A 24,362-nucleotide genomic window follows, 5' to 3' on the forward strand; every position below is an offset into this window, starting at 1 on the left:
AACCTCGTAGCACAATCGAGATTTCTCACCCGGTACCTCTTAGAATCACTTACATGTTGAACCTCGAGCGCCTGCGCACCCTCGACGCCCTCGCCCGGCACGGCTCGGTCAGCGCGGCCGCGGACGCGCTGCACGTCACGACGTCCGCCGTCTCCCAGCAGCTGGGCAAGCTGGAGCGCGAGGTCGGCCAGCAACTGCTCGCCAAGAACGGCAGGGGTGTGCGGCTCACGGACGCCGGGCGGCTGCTGTCGGAGCACGCGGCACGCATCCTGTCGCAGGTCGAGCTGGCCGAGTCCGACCTGGAGGCGCACCGCGGGCAGGTCGTCGGCGAACTCAGGCTGTCCGCGTTCCCGACGGCCGCGCGCGGGCTCTTCCCCGACGCGCTCGGCGCGCTCCGCTCCCGGCATCCCGGGCTGCGGGTGCGTTCCAGCGAGCTGGAGCCGGAGCAGGGCATCGCCGGCGTCGTCCGCGGCGACCTGGATCTCGCGGTCGTCCTGGACTGGTACAACAAGCCGATGCCCGTGCCGGACGGGCTGGTCAAGGCGCCCCTGCTGGACGACCCGGCCGATGTCGCCATGCCCGTAGGACATCGGCTCGCCGGCCGGGACGAGGTGGACCTCACCGAGTTCGCCGAGGACGAGTGGATCACCTGGGGGCAGGGCGAGTTCTGCCACGAGTGGCTGATGTTCACGCTGCGGTCCAAGGGCGTCGAGCCGATCGTCGGCCACCGCGCGGGCGAGAGCCACACCCAGCTCGGGCTGGTCGCCGCCGGTCTCGGCGTGTGCATCGCGCCGTTGCTGGGCCGGCACCCGGTCCCGGAGGGCGTGGTCCTCGTGCCGCTCAAGCAGCGGGTGCGCCGCCATGTGTACGTCGTCTGGCGCGCGGACGCCGACCGCCGCCCGTCGATCCGGGCGGCGGTGGAGGCCCTGCGCGCCGCCGCGCAGAAGGTCGGCTGAGCCCTAGGGCGACCCCAGCTTCCCGAAGTCCCAGGAGACGGTCTTCTCCGGTGTCAGCCGGACCCAGGCGTGGCGGCCGTCGTGGGGCAGCTCGTCCAGACCGAAGTACTTCCGCGCGAACAGCGTCTCAGGCGTGTCGAGTTCCGCGCACAGCTCCCCGGTGCGCGGCACCTCGCCCACGAACGCCACCCGGCCGGACAGCTCGACCCCGCGCAACGCGTCGTACTCCTCACCCGAGTCGACCACGACGGCCACCCGCGGATCGTGGCGCAGCTGGGCCCAGCGCCTGCTGCGCACCACCGAGTACAGCCACAGCGAGGCGCCGTCCCAGGCGAACCACAGCGCGCTGACGTGCGGAGCGCCGTCCTCCGAAACGGTGGCGACCCGGCAGGTGCGCTGACTGGTGAGGAACTCGTCCAGCTCGCCGGGCGTCATCATGATCTTCCGGCCCCGGCGCTGCCCGGTCAGGGTCATACGGCCCCCTCATATCCCTCAGGCCAGCTTGATGTCCTCGCCGGACACGGTGATCTTCTCGGCGGGCAGCGGCTGGGTGGCCGGCCCCTGCTTCACGCTGCCGTCCGCCACGGAGAAGTGGCTGTTGTGGCAGGGGCAGATGATCACACCGCCCGCCACGCTGCCCACCGCGCAGCCCTGGTGGGTGCACTTGGACGAGAACGCCTTGAACGTGCCCGCCGTCGGTTGGGTGACGACCACGCCCTGGTCCTTGAAGATCTTGCCGCCGCCCTCGGGGATGTCGGAGGTCTTGGCGAGCGCGGCGCCGCCGCCGCTGCTCTGCGACGCTCCGGTGGAGCCGGTGCTCCCCGTCCCGGTCGAGCCCGTCGATCCGGAGGAACCGGACCCCGGGTCGACCGAATCGGACGCGTTGTCGCTCGACCCGCAGGCCGCGAGCGCGGCGGCCAGACCCGCCGCTCCGGCCGCCGCGACGACCGTACGGCGGGCCGGTCCCGGAGCCGGATGGGGCGATGCGCTGCTCATGTGGGTTTCCTTCCGCGGAGCTTCTCGTGATCCGCCCAGGGGTACGGCGCCCGGACGCCGCCCGTTCAGACGGCACCGGTGATCCTCGCCGTCCGGACATGAGACGGGCGTAAGCCACAGCTGTGGGCCTGCTGTCGGCCACACCCCAGTAACCTGGGGCGATGCTCAAGGAAGTCACCGCGACCCGCTACATCACGCCCCTGCGTGAGGGGGGCTCGCTGCCGGGGCTCGTCGAGGCCGACGACTTCGGGACGTACGTGCTGAAGTTCACGGGCGCCGGCCAGGGTCGCAAGACGCTCGTCGCCGAGGTGGTGTGCGGCGAACTCGCCCGCCGCCTCGGCCTGCGGATGCCCCGCCTGGTCACCGTCCGGCTGGACCCGGTGCTCGGACTCGGCGAGCCCGAACAGCAGGTGCAGGACCTGCTCAGGTCCAGCGGCGGCGCCAACCTCGGCATGGACTTCCTCTCCGGCGCCCTCGGCTACGACCCGCTCGCCTTCCCGGTGAGCCCTGAGGAGGCCGGCCGGATCGTCTGGTTCGACGCGCTGATCAACAACGTCGACCGGTCCTGGCGCAACCCCAACCTCCTTCTGCACCGCGGCGAACTGTGGCTCATCGACCACGGCGCCACCATGATCTGGCACCACAACTGGCCCGCCGCCTCAGGCTCCGCGGCCCGCCCCTACGACGCCGGCGACCACGCCCTCGCCCGCTTCGCCCCGGACCTCGCCGCCGCGGCGGCCGAGCTGGCGCCGAAGGTCACCGAGGACCTGCTCGCCGAGGTCACCGCCGAGATCCCCGACGCCTGGCTCACCGGTGAGCCGGGCTTCGACACCCCGGACGACCTGCGCCGGGCCTACGCACGGCCGCTGCTCGCGCGGGCGGCCGTCATCGCCGAACGCATCACCGGCATCGAGGGGACCACGTGAGCGAGACCCACATCCACATGGCCGGCCATGTCACCGAGCGGCACATCACCCGGGCGGGCCAGGGCGGCGACCGGGACGTGTTCGAGTACGCGCTGATCCGGGTCGTACCCCGCGTCGAGCGCGGCGAGTGCGTCAACGCGGGCGTCGTCGTCTACTGCCGCGCCAAGGCCTACGTCGGCGCCCGCACCCATCTGGACGAGGCCCGGCTGCTCGCCCTGGACCCGGAGGCGGACGCGGCCGGGATCCGCGCCGCGCTCGGCGCGATGGAGCGGCACTGCGCGGGCGGCGCGGAGGCCGGGCAGGCGGCCGGGGACGACGCGGGGCGCCGCTTCCGCTGGCTGGTCGCGCCCCGCTCCACCATCGTCCAGCCCGGTCCCGTGCATACCGGCCTGACCACCGACCCGGCCGCCGAGACCGAGCGGTTGCTGGACCTCCTGGTGAGGTAATGGATCACATGCACCCGGTGTGCCGTTGACACCGGGTGCCAGGGCTTCTAGCGTCACGTGTGCTGAAGGTACTAAGCGGTCGCTCACCGCATCACAGAGCCCTCGGAGGAGCCGCCGCAGGCTCTCCAAGGGCGCCAGGTTCTCTCAAGGGCGAGGAGAAGCAGCAATGTCCACCACTGAACAGCGTGTCGCTGTGGTCACCGGCGCGGCGCGCGGCATCGGTGCCGCCACCGCCGTACGGCTGGCCGCCGAGGGCCGTGCCGTCGCCGTGATCGACCTCGACGAGGCCGCCTGCAAGGACACCGTCGAGAAGATCACCGCCGCGGGCGGCAAGGCGATCGCCGTCGGCGCCGACGTCTCCGACGAGGCGCAGGTCGAGGCGGCGATCGCCCGGATCGTCGAGGAGCTGGGCGCCCCGACCATCCTGGTCAACAACGCCGGTGTGCTCCGCGACAACCTGCTGTTCAAGATGAGCGTCTCCGACTGGGACACCGTCCTGAACGTGCACCTGCGCGGCTCCTTCCTGATGACCAAGGCCGTCCAGAAGCACATGGTCGACGCCGGCTGGGGCCGGATCGTCAACCTCTCCTCCTCCTCGGCGCTCGGCAACCGCGGCCAGGCCAACTACTCCGCCGCCAAGGCCGGTCTCCAGGGCTTCACCAAGACCCTCGCCATCGAGCTGGGCAAGTTCGGCATCACCGCCAACGCCGTCGCCCCCGGCTTCATCGCCACCGAGATGACCAAGGCCACCGCCGACCGCGTCGGCATGGGCTTCGAGGACTTCAAGAAGGCCGCCGCGGGCGCGATCCCGGTGCAGCGCGTCGGCGAGCCCGAGGACATCGCCAACGCCATCGCCTTCTTCACCGGCGAGGCGGCCGGCTTCGTCTCCGGCCAGGTGCTGTACGTCGCCGGCGGACCGCTCAACTAAGGGACCAGGTACATGACTTCCGCTGAACTCCCCGAGCTCTCGGGCAAGGTCGCCCTCATCACGGGCGGCAGCCGCGGCATCGGCTACGGCGTCGCCGAGGCGCTCGTCGCCCGGGGTGACCGCGTGTGCATCACCGGCCGGGGCGAGGACGCCCTGAAGGAGGCCGTCGAGAAGCTCGGCGCGGACCGGGTGATCGCCGTCGCCGGCAAGGCGCACGACCTGACCCACCAGGCCGAGGCCGTCGAGCGCACCATGGAGGCCTTCGGCCGCCTGGACTTCCTGGTCAACAACGCGGGCACCAACCCGGTCTTCGGCCCGATCGCCGACCTCGACCTGGAGGTCGCCCGCAAGGTCTTCGAGACCAACGTGATCTCCGCGCTCGGCTTCGCCCAGAAGGCCTGGCACGCCTGGCAGAAGGACAACGGCGGCGCGATCGTCAACATCGCCTCGATCGCGGGCCTCGCGCCCTCGCCGTTCATCGGCGCCTACGGCGTCAGCAAGGCCGCGATGATCAACCTGACCCAGCAGCTGGCGCACGAGTTCGCGCCGCGGGTGCGGGTCAACGCGATCGCCCCGGCCGTGGTCAAGACCAAGTTCGCGCAGGCGCTGTACGAGAACCGCGAGGAGCAGGCGGCCGCCGCCTACCCCCTCGGCCGGCTCGGCGTGCCCTCCGACATCGGCGGGGCCGCCGCCTTCCTCACCTCCGAGCAGTCCGACTGGGTCACCGGTCAGACGCTCGTCGTGGACGGCGGCATCTTCCTCAACGCCGGCGTCGGAGCCTGAGTCCGCTTCCGGGCGTCGATTTTCGGACAGATCGGCGCCCGGAACGCCCCTGGAATCCGCTCAGCGGACTGACAACGTCGTCATTGCGGAATCGATGGCGAATCGATCAAGAAGCCCTGTTTCAGGGGAGGTTCCAAGGCCCGGACGCTGCGGTATGGTCTGCCGACCCTTGGTATGGCAGATCGAGGAGCGTGCGCGTGTTCAACCGGAACCGATTCCTGCGGAGAGTCGCGGCGATCGCGTCCATATCCCTGGTGGCCACCGGCTGCGGCCTGCTGTCCGACGGCGGCGGTGACGGCAAGGGGCCCATCGTCGTGGGCACCACCAGCGCCCCCAGCACGCTGGATCCCGCCGGAGCCTGGGACGGCTCCTGGGAGCTGTACCGGAACATCTTCCAGACGCTCGTCGCCTACCCCAGCGGTGCCACCGCCCCCCAGCCCGACGCGGCCCAGAGCTGCTCCTTCACGGACTCCGCCAGCCGCACCTACCGCTGCACGCTCCGCGCGGGCCTGAAGTTCGCCGACGGCAACGCCCTGAACGCGCAGGCCGTCAAGTACTCCATCGACCGCATCCGCACCATCAACGCCCCCAGCGGACCCGCCGGGCTGCTCGGCAGCCTGGACCGGGTGCAGGTGCTCGGCGACCGCGAGGTCGTCTTCCACCTCAACCAGCCCGACGCCACCTTCCCGTTCGTGCTGGCCACGCCCGCCATGTCGATCGTCGACCCGGACGACTACCCCGCGCGCTCCCTGCGCAAGGACGACAAGGTCTACGGCTCCGGGCCGTACAAGGTGCAGTCCTACGAGGAGGGCAAGCAGGCCGTCCTCGTCGCCAACGGCAACTACCACGGCTTCGCCCAGCGGCAGAACGACGCGGTGACCATCCGCTACTTCCAGGACTCGGCCGGCATGGTCAAGGCGCTGCGCGCCAAGCAGATCGACGTCACCTACCGCGGCCTCGCCGCCGACGACATCCTCGCCCTCCAGCAGCACGCCGACAGCGCCCTCCAGCTGGTCGACGGCTCCGGCATCGACATCAGCTACCTGGTGTTCAACCCCAAGGACCCCTGGGCCAAGCAGCCGGCCGTCCGCAAGGCCGTCGCCCAGATCGTCGACCGGGGCGCCATCGCGCACAAGGTGTACAAGGACACGGTCGACCCGCTGTACTCGATGGTCCCCAAGGGCCTGACGGGGCACAGCACCGGCTTCTTCGACGACTACGGCGACCCCAGCGCCCCCAAGGCCCGCAAGATCCTCTCCGACGCGGGCATCCACCAGCGCGTCCCGCTCACCCTCTGGTACACCACCGACCGGTACGGCTCCGAGACGGCGCTGATGTTCCAGGAGCTGAAGCGGCAGCTGGAGGCCTCCGGACTGTTCACGATCACGCTCAAGAGCCGCCCCTGGAAGACCTATGTCGTCGGCTACCAGAAGGGCGAGTACCCGGTGTTCGGCCGCGGCTGGTTCCCGGACTTCCCCGACGCGGACAACTTCATCGCCCCGTTCGTCGGCGAGCACAACGCGCTCGGCACGCCGTACCCGGCCCCGCAGATCACCGGCAAGCTGCTGCCCCACTCCCGTGCGGAGAGCGACCGCGCCCGCACGGTCAAGGACGTGGAGGAGGCCCAGCAGATCATCGTGAACGACGCGCGGCTGATCCCGCTGTGGCAGGGCCGGCAGTACATCGCCGCCAGCGAGGACATCTCCGGCGGCGAGCAGGCCCTCGACCCGTCAACGATCATGATGATGTGGGCGCTGCACCGCAAGACCAGCTGGTGAACCCCCCTTCGGGTGCCGGTTGTCAGTGGTCGCCTGTAGGTTCTGAGGCCTGGACGTGACCACGCCGTAGTAGATCGAAGGACGTTGACGTGACCGACATCGCCATGCTGCCCGAGTCCTGGCGCGGGGTTCTGGGCGACGAACTGCAGCAGCCCTACTTCAAGGAGCTGACCGAGTTCGTCGAGGAGGAGCGGGCGAAGGGTCCCGTCTACCCGCCGCGCGAGGAGGTCTTCGCCGCGCTGGAGGCGACGCCGTACGAGCAGGTCAAGGTCCTCGTCCTGGGCCAGGATCCGTACCACGGCGAGGGCCAGGGCCACGGCCTGTGCTTCTCGGTCCGCCCCGGCGTGAAGACCCCGCCCTCCCTGCGGAACATCTACAAGGAGATGCAGCAGGAGCTGGGCCTGCCCATCCCGGACAACGGCTATCTGATGCCGTGGGCCCGGCAGGGCGTGCTGCTGCTCAACGCGGTCCTCACGGTCCGGGCCGGCGAGGCCAACTCGCACAAGGGCAAGGGCTGGGAGAAGTTCACCGACGCGGTCATCCGCGCGGTCGACTCCCGGCCCGACCCGGCGGTCTTCGTCCTGTGGGGCAACTACGCGCAGAAGAAGCTGCCGCTGATCGACGAGACTCGGCACGCGGTGGTCAAGGGCGCCCACCCCTCCCCGCTCTCCGCGAAGAAGTTCTTCGGCTCCCGCCCGTTCACCCAGATCAACGAGGCGATCGCCCACCAGGGCCACACCCCGATCGACTGGCGCATCCCGAACCTGGGGTAGCGCTTCCGGAGGGGGCCGGGGTGGAGCGCCCCGAAGGGGCGCGAGGCTGTAATCGATGGGCGGCTCCGCCGCGTGGGCGCGACCAGCCACGGCGGATCACGCAGCAGTCCACCGGCCGAGAGCGCGACGGCGTTGCCTGCCCGGCTTTCCGGGCGGCACGGTTTAGCGTCGGCACCGTACATCGGTCGACGGCCCGGAGGGCACCCGTGGCGGAGCAACAGGAGCAGGCGGCGCCCGACGCCGTGCTCACGCGGATCGGGCAGGTCGTGATGCTGCACCACGGCGGCGACCGCGAGGAGGCCCGCAGCCGGCTGCTGACCCTGTGGGCGGAGATCGGCGAGGACGGCGACCCGCTGCACCGCTGCACCCTGGCCCACTATCTCGCGGACACCCAGGACGATCCGGAGGACGAACTGGCCTGGGACCTCAGGGCGTTGTCGGCGGCGGAGGAGGAGGCGGCCGGCGGCGCTCCGCCGGGTGTGCGGGGGTTCCTTCCCTCCCTGCACCTCAATCTCGCCGCCGACTATGTGAAGCTCGGCCGGGACGAGGCCGCCCGCAGCCATCTGCGCCGGGCCCGCGAGACCGCCGGCGCGCTCGCCCGGGACGGGTACGGCGAGGGGGTGCGGGCCGCCATCGGCCGGCTGGAGTCGCGGCTGGGCGAGTGACGGCCCCCGGGCGGGCGTGTCAGCGGCCGTAGGCCTGGTCGCAGATCTGCGCCTCGGGGCTGTCCGCGCGCCAGCGGCCGTACTTCCTGCCGAGGGCGCACACGTCCGGCACCGTGCCGGCCGGCTCGGACCGGTCCGGTGCGGCGGTGTGCGGCCGCCGGGGGTGCTCGGTGTGCCGGTGCGGGGGAGCCGGTGGCCGGTGTTCGACCGGGGGTGCCTCGGAGCGGTGCCGGGAGGCGGTCGGCGCCGGGTGCTTCGGATGCCGGGTGGGACCGGTCATCTCCAGCGCCTCCTGGGCCGGCGCCTGTACGGCCCGGGGCTCGGCGCTGCCGTCCGTGCGGGGCGCCGCCGGGACCGAGGTGGTCGTGTCCCTGGGCGGCGCGGGCGTCGCGGGGGCCTGGACCGTCACACAGCCGGAGAGGGCCGAGACGGCCACGGTGGCCAGGAGCGCTGCGGTGGTCGTCGTTCGATGCACCCGCGCCACTCTGCTGCGTCGGCACCCGGCTTGGCACCAGGGAGGCGAGGTTGATGCCCCCGTACGGATGATCTCGTGCCCCGTCCGAGGGCTCCGGGCGTACCGAGGGTGACGTTCAGTCGCCGGTGGCGCCGTCGATGCGCTCGCGGAGCAGGTCGGCGTGGCCGTTGTGCCGGGCGTACTCCTCGATCATGTGGGTGTAGATCCAGCGGAGGTTGAAGGGCTCGTCGGTGAACCGGCTCCTGCCCCGGGAGAGGTCGTCGAGCTGGAAGGCCGCCGCGTTCCGCCGGGCGGTCTCGATCTCCGCCTGCCAGGTCGCGTACGCCTCCTGCCAGGTGGCGGCCCCGGTGACATGGAAGTCGCCGTCCGGGTCCTCGTCGGTGCAGTAGATCGGGCCGGGGTCGTCGCCCACGAGGACCTTGCGGAACCAGGCCCGCTCCACCTCCGCCATGTGCCGCACGAGACCCATGAGGGACAGCTCGGAGGGCGGTGCGGACGCGGTGCGCAGCTGTTCGTCCGTCAGGCCCTCGCACTTGTGGGCCAGGGTGAGGCGGTGGTAGTCCAGCCAGCCCTCCAGCATGGGGCGTTCGCCGGCGTTCAGGGCGGGCTCTCGGCGTTCGGTCGTCGTCATCCCCGTATCGTCATCGACGATCCGGCGCCTCCACCACAGGTTTTCACCGGCCCAGCATGCCCGCGAGCAGTTCCCGCAGGCCCGTGCGGATCTCCTCCAGGTCAGGCGCCTCGGCGCTGAACGAGCCCGCCACGCAGGAGAACATCAGCCCGTCCGTCCAGGCGACCAGGGACAGCACGTGCCGCGCCGGGTCGGGGGAGCCCACGGCGGTGAGCATCGCGGCCAGCTGCTCCTTGAAGACGGCGCCGGTGCGGTCGTAGAAGGCCCGCAGTTCGGGGCGGCGGGTGGCCTCCAGGGCGAGTTCGTAGCGGGCGATCAGCAGGCCGCGGTCCCGGGTCAGGGAGCGGTGCACGGCGAGGGCCAGCCCGTCGGCGAGCGCGTCGGGTCCGCCGTCCGGCGCCGGCATCTCCGCCAGGTCCAGCACCCGGGCCTCCCGCTCGGCGTGCCGTCGTACCGCCAGTTCCAGCAGGGCCTGCCGGGTGCGGGCCACGTTCGACGTCGAGCCGGGCGGCAGACCCGCCGTCTCGTCCACCGCCCGGTGTGTCAGTCCGCGCATGCCGCGCTCGGCGAGCAGGGCGAGGGCGGCGTCGGCGACGAGGTCGGCGCGGGAGGCGCTCGGGGTGCGTGCGGACATGATCCGACCCTACCGGGGTCACTACGGCTGTAGTAGAGTCACGCTAACTACAGGTGTAGTGAACGGGGAACCCGGGAGGAAACATGCCCCAGTCGGACCGCGCGATCGTCATCGGCGGCGGCATCGGAGGCCTGGCCGCGGCGGCTGCCCTGCACCGGAAGGGCTGGGGCGTGACCGTCCTGGAGCGCGCCCCCTCCCTGGAGCCGGTCGGCGCGGCCATCTCCCTGGCCCCGAACGCCCTGCGCGCCCTGGACGTGCTCGGCATCGGCGACGAGATCCGGCAACTGGCCGCCTGGCAGGGGGACGGCGGCCTGCGCACCCCGGGTGGGCGCTGGCTGTCCCGCACCAGCGCCGAGGCAGCCGCCGCCCGCTTCGGCGGCCCCCTCGTCCTGCTGCCCCGCGCCACCCTGGTGGACCGCCTCGCCGCCCTCCTGCCGCCCGGAGCCGTGCGCACCGCGGCCGACGCGAGCCTCGCCGACCCCGGCGGCAGCCGCCGGCCCGCCCGCGTGCGCACCGGCGACGAGGAACTGCGGGCCGACCTGGTGGTCGGCGCGGACGGCATCAACTCCCGTGTCCGCACAGCCCTGTTCCCCCGCCACCCCGGAGCGGTGTACGCGGGGTTCACCACCTGGCGGATGCTGATCCCGCTGCCGGGCGTTCGGTTCGCCTCCCACGAGACCTGGGGCCGGGGCCGGCTCTGGGGCACGCACCCGCTGAAGGACGGCCGTGTCTACGCCTACGCGGCGGCCGTGACCCCGGCAGGCGGCCGGGCGCGCGACGACGAGAAGGCCGAACTGCTGCGCCGGTTCGGCGACTGGCACGACCCGATCCCCGCCGTACTCGCCGCCGCCCGCCCCGAGGACGTGCTCCGGCACGACGTCCACCACATCGCCACCCCGCCGCCCGCCTACCACGCGGGCCGCACCGCCCTCCTCGGCGACGCCGCCCACGCCATGCCGCCCACCCTCGGCCAGGGCGGCAACCAGGCCGTCGAGGACGCCGTCGTCCTCGCCCACCACGCCCACGACCTGGCCGCCTACACCGCCGCCCGCCTCCCGCGCACCTCCGCGATCGCCCGCCGGGCCGTCAGGGCCGCGCGCGTGAACATGGCCGCCGGCCCCGCCGCGGTCGCCGTACGCGACACCGCGATCGCGGTCCTGTCGAAGGCCGCACCCGCGCTCCTCCTGCGCGGCTTCGACGGCATCGCCGGCTGGCGGCCGCCGTATGCTGCCCAGGACACGGTCGAGCGGTAGGGGAGCACACGTGAAGGTCGGCTGTATCGGACTCGGGGACATCGCGCAGAAGGCGTATCTGCCGGTGCTCGGCATGCAGCCGGGGGTCGACCTGCACCTGCACACCCGGACGCCCGCCACCCTCGAACGGGTCGCGGACACCCTGCACCTGCCGCCCGGCCGGCGGCACGGCACGCTCGACTCGCTGCTGGCGGAAGGGCTCGACGCGGCCTTCGTGCACGCGCCGACCGGCGCCCACCCCGAGATCGTCACCCGGCTGCTGGAGGCGGGCGTCCCGACGTACGTGGACAAGCCGCTCGCCTACGAACTCGCCGACTCCGAGCGGCTGGTGGCCCTGGCCGAGCAGCGCGGGGTCTCCCTGTCCGTCGGCTTCAACCGCCGGTACGCGCCCGGGTACGCGCAGTGCCTGGACCATCCGCGCGAGCTGATCCTCATGCAGAAGAACCGGATCGGGCTGCCCGAGGAACCGCGCTCGATGATCCTGGACGACTTCATCCACGTCGTGGACACCCTGCGGTTCCTGGTGCCGGGCACCGTGGACGACGTCACCGTCCGCGCCCGCGTCCGGGACGGGGCGCTGCACCACGTCGTGCTGCAGCTCGGCGGAGAGGGCTTCACCGCGCTCGGCGTGATGAACCGGCTCAGCGGCTCCAACGAGGAGATCCTCGAGGTCTCCGGGCAGGACACCAAGCGCCAGGTGCTCAATCTCGCCGAGGTGATCGACCACAAGGGCCAGCCGACCGTGCGCCGCCGCGGCGACTGGGTGCCGGTGGCCCGGCAGCGCGGCATCGAGCAGGCGGTGCTCGCGTTCCTGGACGCCGTGCGCGCCGGGAAGGTGCTCAGCGCCCGGGACGCGCTGGCGACTCATGAGCTGTGCGAGCGGGTGGTGCGAGCGGTGCAGGGCCGCCTCGGCGCAGCCTGAGCGCCCGCACCCCCTCGGCGGCGCAGCACGCGGCCAGCACCAGCAGCGCGCCGTGCACCGGCCAGTCGCCGTAGCGGACGTACGGCGTGACGCCGTGCGCGAGCGGTACGTCGTACACCCGGACGGCGCTCGCGTCGGTGCCGAGCCAGGGCCCGAGCCGCTGCCCCTTCGGCCCGTACACGGCCGAGACGCCGGTGAGGGTCGCGTGCACCATCGGGCGCCCGGTCTCGGCGGCTCGCAGCGCGGCCAGCGAGGCGTGCTGCTCCGGGGCCCAGCTGCCCTGGAAGGACGAGGTGGAGGACTGGCCGAGCAGGACGTCGGCGCCGTCCTGGGCCAGATGCCGGCTCATGTCCGGGAACGCGGTCTCGAAGCAGATCAGCGGGCCGATCCGCAGCCCGTGCCCCACGTTCATCACGACCTGCTCGCTGCCGCGCCTGCGGTCCTCGCCGGCGGCCTTGCCGACCGAGGTGGCCCAGCCCAGAAGAGAACGGGCCGGTATGTACTCGCCGAACGGCACGAGCCGCATCTTGTCGTACCGGTCGCCGGTCGGGCCGCCCGGGCCGATGAGCACCGAACTCTTGTAGATGCCGGGCCGGTCGGAGCGGCGCGCGTCCACGTTGACCAGGACGTCGGCGCCGGTCGCGCGGGACAGCGCGGTGATCCGCCGGGCCAGGTCGGGACGGTCGTCCAGGTCGAAGCCGACGCTGGACTCGCCCCAGACGACCAGGTCGACGTGCTGTCCGGCGAGCCGGCGGGTCAGCTGCTCCTCGCGGTCGAACCGCTTGTCGCCGCTGTCGTGCCCGTCCACGATCCCGGGCTGTACGACGGCGATCCGCACGTGCCCGTCGACGTCGGGCCGTGGCGCCCAGACCCACGCGGCCGAGGTCGCGGCGGCCGTGGCGACCAGCGAGGCCACGGCCGGCACCCGCGACTCGCGCACCGACAGCAGCACGGCCGCCGCCACGTTCGCCGCCACGATCAGAAAGCTGAGCAGCCACACCCCGCCCACCGAGGCGAGCCGCAGCGCGGGGGAGACCTGCCACTGGCTGGCGCCCAGCATGCCCCAGGGCCCGCCGAGCCCCTGCCAGGACCGCACCAGCTCCACCATCAGCCAGCCGGACGGCAGCACCAGCAGCGCGGCGGCCCCCCGACCCGGCGTCGGCCGCTCCCCCAGGTACCGGCGCACCAGCCACCCCCAGGGCGCCCAGAGCGCGCCCAGCAGCGCGGCGATCAGGAAGATGAACACGTGCAGGCTCGGCAGCAGCCAGTGGTGCACCGCCAGCAGAAAGCCGAAGCCGCCGCACCAGCCGTCGTACGCCGCCCGCCGCCCGGTGGGCGCCGAGCGGGCCAGCAGGATCCAGGGGACCAGGGCGACGTACGCGAACCACCACAGCGCCGGCGCGGGGAACGCGAGCACGGGCAGGGCCCCGGCGACCACGGCCGCGGCGGAACGCCGCCACGGGGAGGTAAGCCAGTGGTCGATCGTCCTCATACGGGCCCTCCCTGCCGTGCGCTCGTTCCAGTGTGCGCGGTGCAGGCGATCTACGACAGGGGGCACCTGGCCGGCCTGGGGCGGGGTGTGGTGGCTTGCGCCGGGGTTGCCGGGGGCTGCGGTGGCTTGCGTGGGGGCGGTCGCGGGGCGGGTGGCTACGTGGCTTGGGGGCGGCCGGGGGCGGGCGTGCGGTGGTTGCGGGGCTGGGGTGGGCGCGGCTGGGGCGCCGGGGTGGCTTGGGGCGACCGGGGGCTGCGGGGGCTGGGAGCGGGCGTGCTTGGAGGCAGTTGCGGGCTGGGGTGGGCGCGGGCCGGGGCGGCTGGGCGGCATGCGCGGAGCCTGTTGCGGGGCTGGAGTGGGCGCGGGCCGGGGGCTTGCGTGGGGGCGGCCGGGGGCGGCCGGGGAGGGGTGGCTGGGGGGCGTGCGTGGAGGCGGTTGCGGGGCTGTGGTGGCTTGGAGGGGGCCGCAGCGGAGCCTGGGCGGGCTGGGTGGCTTCTCTGGGCCGTCGCGCGGCTGAGGTGGCTGGGTGGCTTATAACGATCGAGGGGCGGCAGCGGGGCCCGGGCGGGCTGGGTGGCTTCTCTGGGCCGTCGCGCGGCTGAGGTGGCTGGCTGTCTTGACGCGGGGGCAGCCGCAGGGCTGGGACCGCCCGGGTGTCCTGCGCGGGGGGCGGCTGCGGGGCTGGGGCGCACCGGGTGCCTGCGCGGGGCCGGCGGGCCCGGTGCGGCCGGGGTCCTAGGCGGTGGCCGGATTCTGGGCCGGGAGCCGGCGCCACTTCTCTTGTGCGACCACCTCCCGCAGGCGCCAGCCCTCGGCGGTGCGGAGCACCCCGAATCCGTAGCTGCCGCCGCACACCAGGTCCGGCGCCGTCGGCCCGCCGTCGGCCGCGCGACGCATCGGGTTGAGGTAGTCGGCCCGTACCGAGGCCGTGTCGCCGGTGTCGTGCTCCAGGAAGCCGAACCGCACCTGGCGGTTGACGATCAGATGCTGCCGCACGGAGAACAGCGCCAGGCTCTCGGCGAGCCATCCGGCGACCCGTGCCGCGTCCCCCTCGATGCCGCCGGCCGAGCGGTAGTCGGCCCGCCCGTCCACGGTGAACAGCCCCCGGTAGGCGCCCCAGTCACCCTCGTCCACGGCCACCGCGTACGCGGTGATCAACTCGTCGACGGCCAGTCGGTCCATCACGGTGGCGAGTTCCGCACGCTGCGTCATCGGCACAGTGTTGGGCATGGCGGGCGCGGAGCCAAGAGGCGCGCCGGGACATTCGCCGGAACATCGCGCCCGCGCAGCGCAGTCACCGCGGCGTCCGCTCTCGAACGCGGGCGGCCTACTCCACCTCGATGCCGTAGTCCGCGACGAGTTCCTCCAGACCGCCGGTGTAGCCCTTGCCGCCGAGCACGAAGTCCCAGTCCCCGTTGGACCTGCGGCGGAAGGAACCGAGCACCAGGGCGGTCTCGCCGGGCCGCCCGTCGGACACGACGAGCCGTCCCAGCTCGGCCATCCCGGGATCGAGCAGCCGGATGCACGCGTCGGTGAAGCCGGAGAGGTCGGCGTCCGGATTGACCTCCGGGTCGACGGCGGCCACGAGAACGAACCGGTCGGCCTCGCGCGGCAGCGCGTCGAAGGAGACGCCGATCGCGGCCCGGTCCGGTGCCTGCGCGGGAAGAGCGCGCACGGTACCGTCCGGCGTCCGCGGGTTGTTGAAGAAGACGAAGTGGTCGTCGCTGAGCACCCGGTCGCCCCGGCAGACGAGAGCGCACACGTCCAGGGCGACGCCTCCGGCCCACGACATGCCCAGCACGTTGTGGTCGTCGGGGAGCCGGGGGTCCGGGTCGGACGGCGCCGGCCGCGTTCCGCCGCGGCCCGCACGATCGCCGAGGCGTCCGCGGAGCCCGTGACGGTGCAGCAGGTCGACGAGTTCCGTTCCCGAGATCAGTTCCAGCGGTTTGCCGTTGGCGAAGGTGTGCGAGCCGGGGCCGAAGCCCGACGTCGTCACCAGCACGCCCTTGTTGGCGCCGGCGTCCTGCACGGTCCCGTACAGGTCGCGCACGGCGGTGGGCGGAACCGTGTGCCGGTAGCGCTTCACCTGCACGACGATCTTGCCGCCGCGGATCGGCGCCGGATCCAGGGCGTCGACGTCCACCCCGCCGTCGTTCGAGCGCTGGGTGGTGACTGCCTGCATCCCCATGGCCCGGAAGAGATCGGCGACGAGGTTCTCGAAGGCGATCGGATCCATCGCGTACAGGTCGGGTTCCTCGTCGCCGCCCTGCGTGACGACTCGGTTGCCGACCTCCTGCGGCCGGCGGCTCGGCCGTACCGGCGCGAGCTGGTCGGGACGGGCCGACAGCTGCCCGCGCAGCGCGTCGGCCAGACAGCTGCAGGCGTCCACCTGGGCCAGGTGCAGCTCGCGGAACGTCGAGCGCGAAGCCATGACGGTCGCCAGGTAGATGTGGCCCGGCCGGCCGGTCGTGGGGTCATGCCCGTCCACGAACCCGTTCAAGGCCACCGACTCGAGTGCGCCGAGCTCGTCCGCGGCGAACAGTTCGTGCAGGACGAGCAGCACGCACTGCGCCAGCACCTCACGGTAGAGAGCCCTGCGCTGACCCACGGGCCGGGCGGTCTCCTTGTCCTGGTCCAGGCTGGGCATGTACCGAACGGACTTGGCCTCGGGTACGAGGCCGTAGGCGGGCAGCTCCCAGTCCAGCACCAACTGCCCATCCGCCGCGTCGTAGGCCGCCGTCACCTGACGCGGGAACTCCTCCGGCCAGGCAGCCGACGTGTAGAGAGCGGTGGTGAAGTACTCGACCACGGCGTCCGGATCGCGGCGCCTGACGCCTTCGGTCAGCTCGCCGACGCCGGCGTTGTGCCGCCGTACCTCGGCGAGCTGGGCGTCGGCCCACTGCTGGTACTGCCGCTGGTACGACGCCAACTGCTGCTGCCGCTGCGCCTCCGCTGCCTGGGCCGCGTGCCAGTCCCGCTCGAAGCGCGCCCGGGCCTCCGCCTGGGCCTGGGCGCGGCGGCCGGCGGTCCATCCGCTCTGCGTCTGGTAGTGAGCGGCATTCGGCATGGGAACGGGCTGCGCCAACGCACCCGGGGCGAACGGCTCGATCACTTCCGGACGCAGGAGGGAGGAGGCCCGGAAGGCCGGCGCCTGAACACCGGCGGCGAGAAGACCCTGCAGCGCTGCGACCTGTGCGTCCAGTTCCTCGGTCCGGCGCTGCGCCTCCGCCTGCCGGTACTCGCGGTGGCTCTGGGCGACTCGCCGCTGGTAGGCGCGTGCTTGCTGCTCTTCTTGCCTCCGTCGTCTGGCATCGGCCTCTGCCTGCCGCTGCTGCTGCCGCTGCATCTCGGCCCAGACGCCTATCACGCCATTGGAACGACGACTCATGTGGTGCAGGCCCTCCCCAAGCGCACTGGCTGTCCCCACAACCAGGTGTAACGGCCAAACTCTAGTCAGCCCTGGCCGTCTCGCACACCGGCGGGGCAGCAGCAACCCGCTCGGCCGTCCGCGCGGGTGCGGCGGCACAGTTGGGGAGAAGCCGCCGACGTCTGGATCATGGCAGCATGACGAAGTGGACGACGAACGAGCCCGCGGCCGAGCCGGGGCCTGAGCCGGAGCTTTCCACGTACCAGCAGGGGATGCGGCGGCGACTGCTCGCGGCCCCGGTCCTACCGGCGCCGGAGCCCTGGCGGCGCATCGCGTACGCCCCGGTCGGCGGCCTGCTCGGCATAGGCTTCGCCTCCCACCCCCGGACCGGCCACGACCTGGTGCTGGTCGTGTCCCACGACGGTCACGGTCTCTTCGACGGCGTCACGGGAGAGAAGACCGCCCGGGACCGCGACCCGCAACCCGACTGCGAGGACAGCGGACCGGAAGCGGATCCCGCCATGTCGTGTCCTGGGCTGGGCCCGGTCGCCGGACGCAGGGTGCGCGTCGCCGGGCTCTTCGGAGGCGGACTGCACACCACCACCGGCGACGGCTGGAACCTGGAGGTCGTCGCCCCGGCCTGGCCGAACGAGCGCGTCCTGCTCTCCCGGGGCGACGGACTGCCGCACTCCGGCCCGCACGGGGAGCGCTGGTGGCACATCTTCCACTCCCACTACTCCGAACTCCGCGCCACGGGCTTCTCCCCCTCCGGACAGACCCTGGCCGTGGCGACGAGCAGTGACCTGTCCCTGTGGACACGCGCTGCCGGCGCGGGGTCCATGGCGTGATGCGAGCCCGGGGCCGCTGTCCGGGTCAGGCCGCCTCGATGACCGCACCGCGGATCGCCTCGGCCCACTCGACCACCAACTGCTCGTACTCCGCGCGCTCCTGGGCCGACAGGGTGCCGCCCGCACGCAGCCAGAGCGCCCGGATCTGCTCGTTCACCTCGGCGGCAGACCGCATGGAACCAGAGAGCGAGGGGACATCGGGGGACATGCGGACAGCCTAGGGCTAAGGACTGACACTGCGCTACCGCCCGGCTACACAGAAGGTATGCCCTTGGTCACCGTCACCGGCCGCGGTGTACCTCACTCGGTCCCCGTCACCACGCATATGCCATGCGGGGCCGCGTGCGGAGGCGGGCGCGGGTGGTGGCCAAGTGCCGGGCCGGGTACGGCCGTACACCAACGCTGAGGCCGGGAATCCGCAGGTCTCGGCGGCCGCGGGACGGTGCTCGCGTGGCAGCGCCATGACGCTCGGGAGGCTGAGCGCCGCGAGCGCACGGGAGATGTCCGAAACAGCGCGGGCGCTCACCCTCCGGCTCCGCCGTGTGTGGGCTCAGGACGTCCGCCGGGACCAGGACGACGATGACGGTGCCGAGCGCTGGACGCCCTCCCCGCGGTGTTGACCCGTCCCCGCGTCCCCCCTTACGTTGCAGCGCAGGAGAAAGCGCTTGCTGGAATTGCTGTCGCAGTGCCGGCCCGCGTGTCCGCCGTACCGGAGGAGTGCTGAACCCGCCCATGTCCCATGCCCGTTCGACAACTCCGTTCACCGGCAGGCGCATCCGGGCCGCCGTCATCGGCACCGGCGCCATCGGGCGCGGATCGCATCTGCCCGCGCTGGCCCAACTGGCGCGGGAGGGGGAGACGGAGGTCGTCGCCGCCGTCGACATCGACCGGGGCGCCGTCGAGGCCTTCTGCGCCGAGACCGGCATCCCGCACGCCTACACGGACCTCGACCGGATGCTGGCCGAGCGGCGGCCCGACCTGGTGAGCATCTGCACCCCGCCCACCCTGCACCGCGCGCAGACGGTGGCCGCGCTGCGCGCCGGGGCCTGGGTGTGGTGCGAGAAGCCGCCGGTGCCCTCGCTCGCCGACTTCGACGCGATCGAGGCGGAGGAGGGCGCGGACGGCGGGCCGTACGCGGCGATCGTGTTCCAGCACCGGTTCGGCTCTGGGGCCCGGCATGTACGGCGGCTGCTCGCCGAAGGGGCTCTCGGGCGGCCGCTTGTGGCGCACTGTCAGACAACCTGGTACCGGGACGCCGCCTACTACGCCGTGCCGTGGCGGGGCCGCTGGCGCACCGAGGGCGGCGGTCCGGCGATGGGCCACGGCATCCACCAGATGGATCTGCTGCTGGACCTGCTGGGGCCGTGGAGCGAGGTGCGGGCCATGGCCGGGCGGCTGGTGCACGACGTCGAGACGGAGGACGTCTCCACCGCGCTGGTGCGCTTCGCGAGCGGAGCCCTCGCCACCGTCGTCAACAGTGTGCTGAGCCCCGACGAGGTCAGCCGCATCCGCGTCGACTGCGAGCGCGCCACCGTGGAGCTGAGCCACCTGTACGGGCACGCCAACGACGACTGGCGCATCAGCCCGGCCCCGGGCGTGCCCGCCGAACAGGCGCAGGCGTGGCAGGCCTTCGGCCCGGACGAGCCCAGCTCGCACCTGGCGCAGCTGCGCGAGCTGGTGGCGAGCATGCGGGCGGGCGAGCGGCCGCGCAGCAGCGGCGCGGACGGCCGTACGAGTCTGGAGCTGGTCACGGCGCTGTACAAGTCGGCGTTCACGGACACGACCGTCCGAGCCGGTGAGATCGGCCCCGGCGACCCCTACTACACCGCCCTGCACGGCGGCGCCCCCGGTTGGGCGCCGGTGACCGCCGAGGAGGTCCCGGCATGAGCGGCGGACTGCGGCTGGTCCACGCGCACGGCGACCGGATCACCGTGTCCGAACCGGCCACCGGCGTCGAGCTGTTCGCCTGCGTCTACCGCCCCGAGGCGTCCTGGGAGGCGCCCCGGCCCTACCTCCACCCGGTCCGGACCCTCTCCGGCGCGGTCGTCACCGACTACCGCCCGAACGACCACCGCTGGCACAAGGGCCTGTCCCTGACCGCCTCGCACCTGTCCGGCGCGAACCTGTGGGGCGGCAACACCTATGTGCCCGGGCAGGGCTATCTCGCACTGCCCGAACGCGTCGGCTCGATGCGGCACGCCGGCTTCGACGAGGTCGGGGCGGCCGACGGCCGTGCGGTGATCGCCGAGCGGCTGACCTGGCATCCGTACGGCGGTGAGCTGTGGGCCGAGGAGGAGCGGCGGATCGAGGTCCACGACGTCGACCCGGACTCGGGTTCCTGGGCGCTGACCTGGACCAGTGCGATCACCAACCGGCGTGCCGAGCCCCTGCTCTTCGGCAGCCCGACCACCGCCGGACGCGAACTCGCCGGCTACACGGGCCTGTTCTGGCGTGGCCCGCGCGCCTTCCGGGAGGGGCGGATCCTCGGGCCGGAGGGGGAGGGGCCCGCGCTGATGGGCACGCAGGCGCCCTGGCTGGCGTACTCCGGCGAGCACGACGGCGTCGACGGCCACGCCACCCTCCTCTTCGCGCACGCCCCGGAGAACGACCACTCCGGCGCGGGCGGAACCCATCCGGCCCACTGGTTCGTCCGCAACGAGCCCTTCGCCGCCGTCGCCCCCTCCTGGTCCTTCTTCGAGGAACTCGAACTCGCCCCCGGCGACACGCTCCGCCGCCGCTACCGGGTCGTCGTGGCGGACGGCGCCTGGCAGCGGGCGGACGTCGTGAAGTACCTGGAGGCGCATCCGTGGTGAACGCCGGGGAGTTCACGGGCCTGCCCGGCGGGGTCGCGGTGTCGCGGCTGTGCGTGTACGACTGGCCCGCCGCCGACGGGGTGCGGGGCGGAACTCCCCATCTGCATCTGGCCTGTTCGGAGGCGTACGTCGTCACCGGCGGCCGGGGCGCCGTCGAGACGCTGACCGCGTCCGGTCACGAGGTCACCCCGCTCGCCCCCGGCACGGTCGCGTGGTTCACGCCGGGCACCATCCACCGGCTGGTCAACGACGGTGAGCTGCGCATCACCGTCCTCATGCAGAACAGCGGGCTGCCGGAGGCCGGGGACGCGGTGCTCACCCTCCCGCCGGAGTACCTGACCGACCCGGAGACGTACGCCGCCGCGACCACGATCCCGGCCGGCGCCCCGGAGGCCGAGCGGGAGCGCATCGCCCGCGCCCGGCGCGACCTGGCCCTGGAGGGATACCGGGCGCTGCGCGAGGCCTCGGGACCGGAGGCGCTGGCCGCCTTCCACCGGGCCGCCGTCGCGCTCGTACGGCCCCGGATCGCCGAGTGGAGGCAACGGTGGCGGCGGGGTGCACTGGCGGCGGCCGAGGCCACGGGGCGTTTTCTGGACCGGCTGGCAGACGGGGACGCGGCCCACCTCGCCGAGGCCGTCGTACAGGCCGAACAGCCCGTCGAGCGGGGGCGGTTCGGGATGTGCGGGCGGTTGGACGTGTACGGTGCGCCGTTGCGAGGGCCGCGGTAGGTCGTCTGCAGGTGCCGGGGTAGGCCGGTGGTGGGACGGCCTCTACCCGCCCGGCGCGCAGGGCCGGCGCGAGGTCGTCGGCACCCGGCTCACCCTTCGGGGGTCTGCGGCTTCGTCGCGGCCGGTCGCGCGGTTCCTCGCGCCCTTGGTGGGGCGGTTTTATGCCGCCGTGGGCCCGCTGACCGTCCAGCCCGGCGCCTGCGGATGGGCCGTGAGGTGCTCGGGGTGGATCTCCTCGCCGCAGGCACGGCAGGTGACGACCGGGGTCAGTTCGTGGCCGCAGCGGTGCTCGACGGACATGGGCAGGTCGGCGCCCTTGCGGATGTGGCGGTCGCCCCACTCCTTGAGCGTCATCAGGACCGGCTGCAGCTCCAGGCCCGCCTGCGTGGCCAGGTACTCGAAGCGCTGCGGGCGCTCGCTGTAGAGGCGCTTGGTGAGGATCCCGGCGTCCACGAGCCGGCGCAGCCGGGCGGCCAGGATGTCGCGCGGGGCGCCGGTGTTGCGCACGAGCTGGTCGAAGCGGCCGTTGCCCAGGCACACCTCGCGCAGGACGAGCAGCGAGTACTTCTCCCCGACCACCGCGAGGGCGTCGGCGATGGAGCAGGGGCGCGGGTCTTTCGTGGCGGCCATGGCGCCCAGTGTAGAGGAGGGTTTGATTTCCAAACTAAGCGAGCTATGGTGAGTCCGGATTTCCTACTCACTGGTAGCTGCCGTGGTCCGCCGCGAGCAGCCGGGCGGCCAAGGAGGCCCCGCCATGCGTGACGCCGTGATCGTCGAAGCCGTACGCACCCCCATCGGCAAGGGAAAGCCGAACGGCTCCCTCGCCCACGTCCACCCCGTGCAACTGCTCGCCCACACCCTGCGCGCGCTCGTCGAACGCTCCGGCGTCGACCCGGCGCTGATCGACGACGTCATCGGCGGCACCGTGGACCAGGTCGGCGAGCAGGCCATGAACACCACCCGGTACGCCGTCCTCGCCGCCGGGTTCCCCGAGACGGTGCCGGCGACCACGGTGGACCGCCAGTGCGGCTCCTCCCAGCAGGCCGTGCACTTCGCCGCGCAGGGTGTGATCTCCGGGGCGTACGACCTGGTGGTCGCCTGCGGCGTGGAGTCGATGAGCCGGGTGCCGATGTGGTCCAACGTGCCCGCGGGCAAGGACCCGTTCGGTCCGGGCGTCGCGGAGCGCTACCCCGAGGGCCTGGTCCCGCAGGGGATCAGTGCGGAGCTGATCGCCGCGAAGTGGTCGCTCAGCCGGGCGCGGATGGACGAGTTCGCCGTCTCCTCGCACGGCAAGGCCGCCGCCGCCTGGCAGGCCGGCCTGTTCGACGCGGAGGTCGCGCCGCTGGACGGCGTCGCCCGCGACGAGTGCGTCCGTCCCGGCAGCACCCCGGAGATCCTCGCCGGTCTCAAGCCCGCCTACTACGACCCCGCCTTCGCCGAGCGCTTCCCGCAGATCGAGTGGAACGTCACCGCGGGCAACGCCAGCCCGGTCAACGACGGCGCCTCCGCCGTCCTGATCACCTCCAGCGACACCGCCGCCCGGCTCGGCCTGCGCCCGCTCGCCCGGCTGCACAGCTTCGCCGTCACCGGCTCCGACCCGCTGCTGATGCTGACCGGGGTGATCCCGGCGACCGAGAAGGTGCTGCACAGGGCGGGGCTGAAGCTCGCGGACATCGACCTGTTCGAGGTCAACGAAGCCTTCTCCAGCGTGGTGCTGGCCTGGCAGCAGGAGACCGGCGCCGACCTCGCCAAGGTGAACGTGCACGGCGGCGCGATCGCCCTCGGTCACCCGCTCGGCGCCAGCGGCACCCGGCTGACCACCACCCTGGTCCACGCCATGCGCGAGCGCGGCGCCCGCTACGGCCTGCAGACCATGTGCGAGGCGGGCGGACTGGCCAACGCGATGATCCTTGAAGGCGTTCGGGACTGAGCGCACCGGAGTGCCGTGGGACGGCTGCCGCGCCGTCGTGGCGGGTGGCTCGGGTTCCGCCGGCGTGGTGGGTGGCTCGGGTCACGCGGGCGTGGCGGGGGGCTTGGGTCGCGCGGGGACGGTTGGTCGCTCGGGTTGCGCCGGCGTGGTGGGTGGCTCGGGTGGCGGGGGCGTGGCTGGGCGCTCGGGTCGCTCGTCGTGGCGGGTCGCTCAGGACCCCTCGCGAGGCGCCTGTCCGCCTCGCAAATGGTGCCGCTTGCGCCAGGCCAGTGCCGAGCCGGCGAGTGCTGGTACGGCGATGCAGGCCATGGCGATCAGGAACACCGGGGACGTCGGCGTGGCGGCGCGGGCGCCGGCCACCGCGTAGGCGGCCGTGTTAGGGATGGAGCCCAGGGCGGTCGCCAGCAGGAAGGGCAGCCAGCCCATCCGGGAGACGGCCGCGCAGTAGTTCGCCGCGCAGAACGGCACGCCGGGAAAGAGCCGGACCGCCAGCATCGACCGGAACCCGTGCCGGCTGAGCTGGCCGTCGGCCGCCCGCAGCCAGCGGCCCCGCAGCAGCGGGCGCAGCGCGTCCTGCCCCAGCACCCGGCCCAGCCCGAACGCCACGCCCGCCCCGAGCACCGTGCCGGCCAGCGCCGTCGCCAGCCCCAGCTGCGAGCCGAACAACGCGCCCGCCGCCAGGTTGAGCACGGGACGCGGCACGAACGCCACGGTGCACAGCCCGTACGCCACCGTGAACACCACGGCCGCCGCCGCCCCGCCGAGCTGCGGCGGCCACCCGTGCGTCAGCAGCCGCTGTGGCGCGAAGGCGAGCACGCACCCGGCGGCACCGGCGAGCAGGGCGAGCAGCAGCGACAGCCGCGCGTACGGAGACACCAGCGCCCGCGCGCACCGCCCGGCGAACCCGGCACGGGGCAGCGGGGACACGGGTACGGCGAGCCGAGTGGCGGCTGCCTGGGGACAGGCCGTGGCGGTGCCAGAGCGGGTGGCATCGAGCATCCGGTGACATTAACCGACG

General features: G+C 73.0%; 27 protein-coding genes. 16 read left to right on the forward strand and 11 right to left on the reverse strand.

Annotation, left to right across the window (positions count from 1 at the left end; genetic code table 11):
• Window positions 1–53: 53 nt before the first annotated feature.
• Window positions 54–956, forward strand: a complete 903-nt coding sequence (locus AB0950_RS09265; protein ID WP_360147014.1) for a LysR family transcriptional regulator — start codon at window positions 54–56, stop codon at window positions 954–956.
• 3 nt (window positions 957–959) lie between these two features.
• On the opposite strand, the gene AB0950_RS09270 is transcribed toward AB0950_RS09265, so the two are convergent.
• Both AB0950_RS09270 and AB0950_RS09275 read right to left on the reverse strand, forming a co-directional pair.
• Window positions 960–1,430 (reverse strand): pyridoxamine 5'-phosphate oxidase family protein, encoded by a 471-nt coding sequence (locus AB0950_RS09270; RefSeq protein ID WP_360147011.1) that lies wholly within the window; start codon window positions 1,428–1,430, stop codon window positions 960–962.
• A gap of 18 nt (window positions 1,431–1,448) precedes the next feature.
• A complete protein-coding gene (locus AB0950_RS09275) occupies window positions 1,449–1,952 on the reverse strand; it encodes a Rieske (2Fe-2S) protein (RefSeq protein WP_360147008.1) in 504 nt (167 codons plus the stop codon).
• A gap of 161 nt (window positions 1,953–2,113) precedes the next feature.
• On the opposite strand from AB0950_RS09275, the gene AB0950_RS09280 reads away from it, so the two are divergent.
• The 7 genes from AB0950_RS09280 (at window position 2,114) to AB0950_RS09310 (ending at window position 8,251) form a co-directional block, all read left to right on the forward strand.
• Window positions 2,114–2,878 carry a HipA family kinase gene (locus AB0950_RS09280; protein ID WP_360147005.1) on the forward strand — a complete coding sequence of 255 codons (765 nt, stop codon included), beginning with the start codon at window positions 2,114–2,116 and terminating at the stop codon, window positions 2,876–2,878.
• On the forward strand, window positions 2,875–3,324 hold the full coding sequence (locus AB0950_RS09285) for a DUF3037 domain-containing protein (protein ID WP_360575585.1): 450 nt from the start codon (window positions 2,875–2,877) through the stop codon (window positions 3,322–3,324). The genes AB0950_RS09280 and AB0950_RS09285 overlap by 4 nt, the downstream gene beginning before the upstream one ends.
• A 166-nt stretch (window positions 3,325–3,490) precedes the next feature.
• On the forward strand, window positions 3,491–4,252 hold the full coding sequence (gene fabG / locus AB0950_RS09290) for a 3-oxoacyl-ACP reductase FabG (protein ID WP_360146999.1): 762 nt from the start codon (window positions 3,491–3,493) through the stop codon (window positions 4,250–4,252).
• 12 nt (window positions 4,253–4,264) lie between these two features.
• Window positions 4,265–5,035, forward strand: a complete 771-nt coding sequence (locus tag AB0950_RS09295) for an SDR family oxidoreductase (RefSeq protein ID WP_366778203.1) — start codon at window positions 4,265–4,267, stop codon at window positions 5,033–5,035.
• A 197-nt stretch (window positions 5,036–5,232) separates the two neighbouring features.
• Window positions 5,233–6,813: an ABC transporter substrate-binding protein gene (locus AB0950_RS09300; protein ID WP_366778204.1), complete on the forward strand. Its 1,581-nt coding sequence runs from the start codon at window positions 5,233–5,235 to the stop codon at window positions 6,811–6,813.
• A gap of 89 nt (window positions 6,814–6,902) precedes the next feature.
• The gene (locus AB0950_RS09305) at window positions 6,903–7,586 is read left to right on the forward strand and encodes a uracil-DNA glycosylase (RefSeq protein ID WP_360146990.1); all 684 of its coding nucleotides are present in this window, start codon (window positions 6,903–6,905) and stop codon (window positions 7,584–7,586) included.
• Window positions 7,587–7,792: 206 nt separating this feature from the next.
• A complete protein-coding gene (locus AB0950_RS09310; RefSeq protein WP_366778205.1) occupies window positions 7,793–8,251 on the forward strand; it encodes a hypothetical protein in 459 nt (152 codons plus the stop codon).
• Window positions 8,252–8,270: 19 nt separating this feature from the next.
• On the opposite strand, the gene AB0950_RS09315 is transcribed toward AB0950_RS09310, so the two are convergent.
• The 3 genes from AB0950_RS09315 to AB0950_RS09325 form a co-directional block, all read right to left on the reverse strand.
• The gene (locus AB0950_RS09315; protein WP_360146984.1) at window positions 8,271–8,726 is read right to left on the reverse strand and encodes a hypothetical protein; all 456 of its coding nucleotides are present in this window, start codon (window positions 8,724–8,726) and stop codon (window positions 8,271–8,273) included.
• Between the two features lie 115 nt (window positions 8,727–8,841).
• Window positions 8,842–9,357 carry a DinB family protein gene (locus tag AB0950_RS09320; RefSeq protein ID WP_366778206.1) on the reverse strand — a complete coding sequence of 172 codons (516 nt, stop codon included), beginning with the start codon at window positions 9,355–9,357 and terminating at the stop codon, window positions 8,842–8,844.
• A gap of 43 nt (window positions 9,358–9,400) precedes the next feature.
• Window positions 9,401–9,991, reverse strand: coding sequence for a TetR/AcrR family transcriptional regulator (locus AB0950_RS09325; protein WP_366778207.1), 591 nt, complete (start codon window positions 9,989–9,991; stop codon window positions 9,401–9,403).
• Window positions 9,992–10,074: 83 nt separating this feature from the next.
• On the opposite strand from AB0950_RS09325, the gene AB0950_RS09330 reads away from it, so the two are divergent.
• Entirely contained in the window at window positions 10,075–11,244 is a 1,170-nt protein-coding gene (locus AB0950_RS09330) for an FAD-dependent monooxygenase (RefSeq protein WP_366778208.1), read from the forward strand.
• A 10-nt stretch (window positions 11,245–11,254) separates the two neighbouring features.
• Window positions 11,255–12,166: a Gfo/Idh/MocA family oxidoreductase gene (locus AB0950_RS09335; protein ID WP_366778209.1), complete on the forward strand. Its 912-nt coding sequence runs from the start codon at window positions 11,255–11,257 to the stop codon at window positions 12,164–12,166.
• Here AB0950_RS09335 and lnt read toward each other — a convergent pair.
• The 3 genes from lnt to AB0950_RS09350 form a co-directional block, all read right to left on the reverse strand.
• Entirely contained in the window at window positions 12,084–13,658 is a 1,575-nt protein-coding gene (gene lnt / locus AB0950_RS09340) for an apolipoprotein N-acyltransferase (protein ID WP_366778210.1), read from the reverse strand. The genes AB0950_RS09335 and lnt overlap by 83 nt on opposite strands.
• Window positions 13,659–14,393: 735 nt before the next feature.
• The gene (locus AB0950_RS09345) at window positions 14,394–14,870 is read right to left on the reverse strand and encodes a nuclear transport factor 2 family protein (RefSeq protein ID WP_360146966.1); all 477 of its coding nucleotides are present in this window, start codon (window positions 14,868–14,870) and stop codon (window positions 14,394–14,396) included.
• A gap of 115 nt (window positions 14,871–14,985) precedes the next feature.
• A complete protein-coding gene (locus AB0950_RS09350; RefSeq protein WP_366778211.1) occupies window positions 14,986–16,725 on the reverse strand; it encodes a restriction endonuclease in 1,740 nt (579 codons plus the stop codon).
• Here AB0950_RS09350 and AB0950_RS09355 point away from each other — a divergent pair.
• Window positions 16,708–17,097 (forward strand): hypothetical protein, encoded by a 390-nt coding sequence (locus AB0950_RS09355; RefSeq protein ID WP_366778213.1) that lies wholly within the window; start codon window positions 16,708–16,710, stop codon window positions 17,095–17,097. The genes AB0950_RS09350 and AB0950_RS09355 overlap by 18 nt on opposite strands.
• Window positions 17,098–17,222: 125 nt before the next feature.
• Window positions 17,223–17,873 (forward strand): hypothetical protein, encoded by a 651-nt coding sequence (locus tag AB0950_RS09360; RefSeq protein ID WP_366778214.1) that lies wholly within the window; start codon window positions 17,223–17,225, stop codon window positions 17,871–17,873.
• Window positions 17,874–17,898: 25 nt separating this feature from the next.
• Here AB0950_RS09360 and AB0950_RS09365 read toward each other — a convergent pair whose 3' ends face one another.
• Window positions 17,899–18,081, reverse strand: coding sequence for a hypothetical protein (locus tag AB0950_RS09365; protein WP_360146957.1), 183 nt, complete (start codon window positions 18,079–18,081; stop codon window positions 17,899–17,901).
• Window positions 18,082–18,605: 524 nt separating this feature from the next.
• Here AB0950_RS09365 and AB0950_RS09370 point away from each other — a divergent pair.
• The 3 genes from AB0950_RS09370 to AB0950_RS09380 are packed head-to-tail and all read left to right on the forward strand — an operon-like array spanning window position 18,606 to window position 21,414.
• Window positions 18,606–19,760, forward strand: a complete 1,155-nt coding sequence (locus tag AB0950_RS09370; protein ID WP_366778216.1) for a Gfo/Idh/MocA family oxidoreductase — start codon at window positions 18,606–18,608, stop codon at window positions 19,758–19,760.
• The gene (locus AB0950_RS09375; RefSeq protein WP_366778217.1) at window positions 19,757–20,686 is read left to right on the forward strand and encodes a PmoA family protein; all 930 of its coding nucleotides are present in this window, start codon (window positions 19,757–19,759) and stop codon (window positions 20,684–20,686) included. The genes AB0950_RS09370 and AB0950_RS09375 overlap by 4 nt, the downstream gene beginning before the upstream one ends.
• On the forward strand, window positions 20,680–21,414 hold the full coding sequence (locus AB0950_RS09380; RefSeq protein WP_360146948.1) for a cupin: 735 nt from the start codon (window positions 20,680–20,682) through the stop codon (window positions 21,412–21,414). The genes AB0950_RS09375 and AB0950_RS09380 overlap by 7 nt, the downstream gene beginning before the upstream one ends.
• A gap of 159 nt (window positions 21,415–21,573) precedes the next feature.
• Here AB0950_RS09380 and AB0950_RS09385 read toward each other — a convergent pair whose 3' ends face one another.
• Window positions 21,574–22,044, reverse strand: a complete 471-nt coding sequence (locus AB0950_RS09385; protein ID WP_366778218.1) for a helix-turn-helix domain-containing protein — start codon at window positions 22,042–22,044, stop codon at window positions 21,574–21,576.
• A gap of 124 nt (window positions 22,045–22,168) precedes the next feature.
• On the opposite strand from AB0950_RS09385, the gene AB0950_RS09390 reads away from it, so the two are divergent.
• Complete coding sequence (locus AB0950_RS09390) at window positions 22,169–23,344, forward strand: thiolase family protein (RefSeq protein WP_360146942.1); 1,176 nt, start codon at window positions 22,169–22,171, stop codon at window positions 23,342–23,344.
• Window positions 23,345–23,554: 210 nt separating this feature from the next.
• On the opposite strand, the gene AB0950_RS09395 is transcribed toward AB0950_RS09390, so the two are convergent.
• The gene (locus AB0950_RS09395) at window positions 23,555–24,343 is read right to left on the reverse strand and encodes a TVP38/TMEM64 family protein (protein WP_366778219.1); all 789 of its coding nucleotides are present in this window, start codon (window positions 24,341–24,343) and stop codon (window positions 23,555–23,557) included.
• Window positions 24,344–24,362 lie beyond the last annotated feature (19 nt).

Source organism: Streptomyces sp. NPDC007189, assembly GCF_040703635.1.
In the GTDB taxonomy this organism is placed as follows: Bacteria; Actinomycetota; Actinomycetes; order Streptomycetales; family Streptomycetaceae; genus Streptomyces.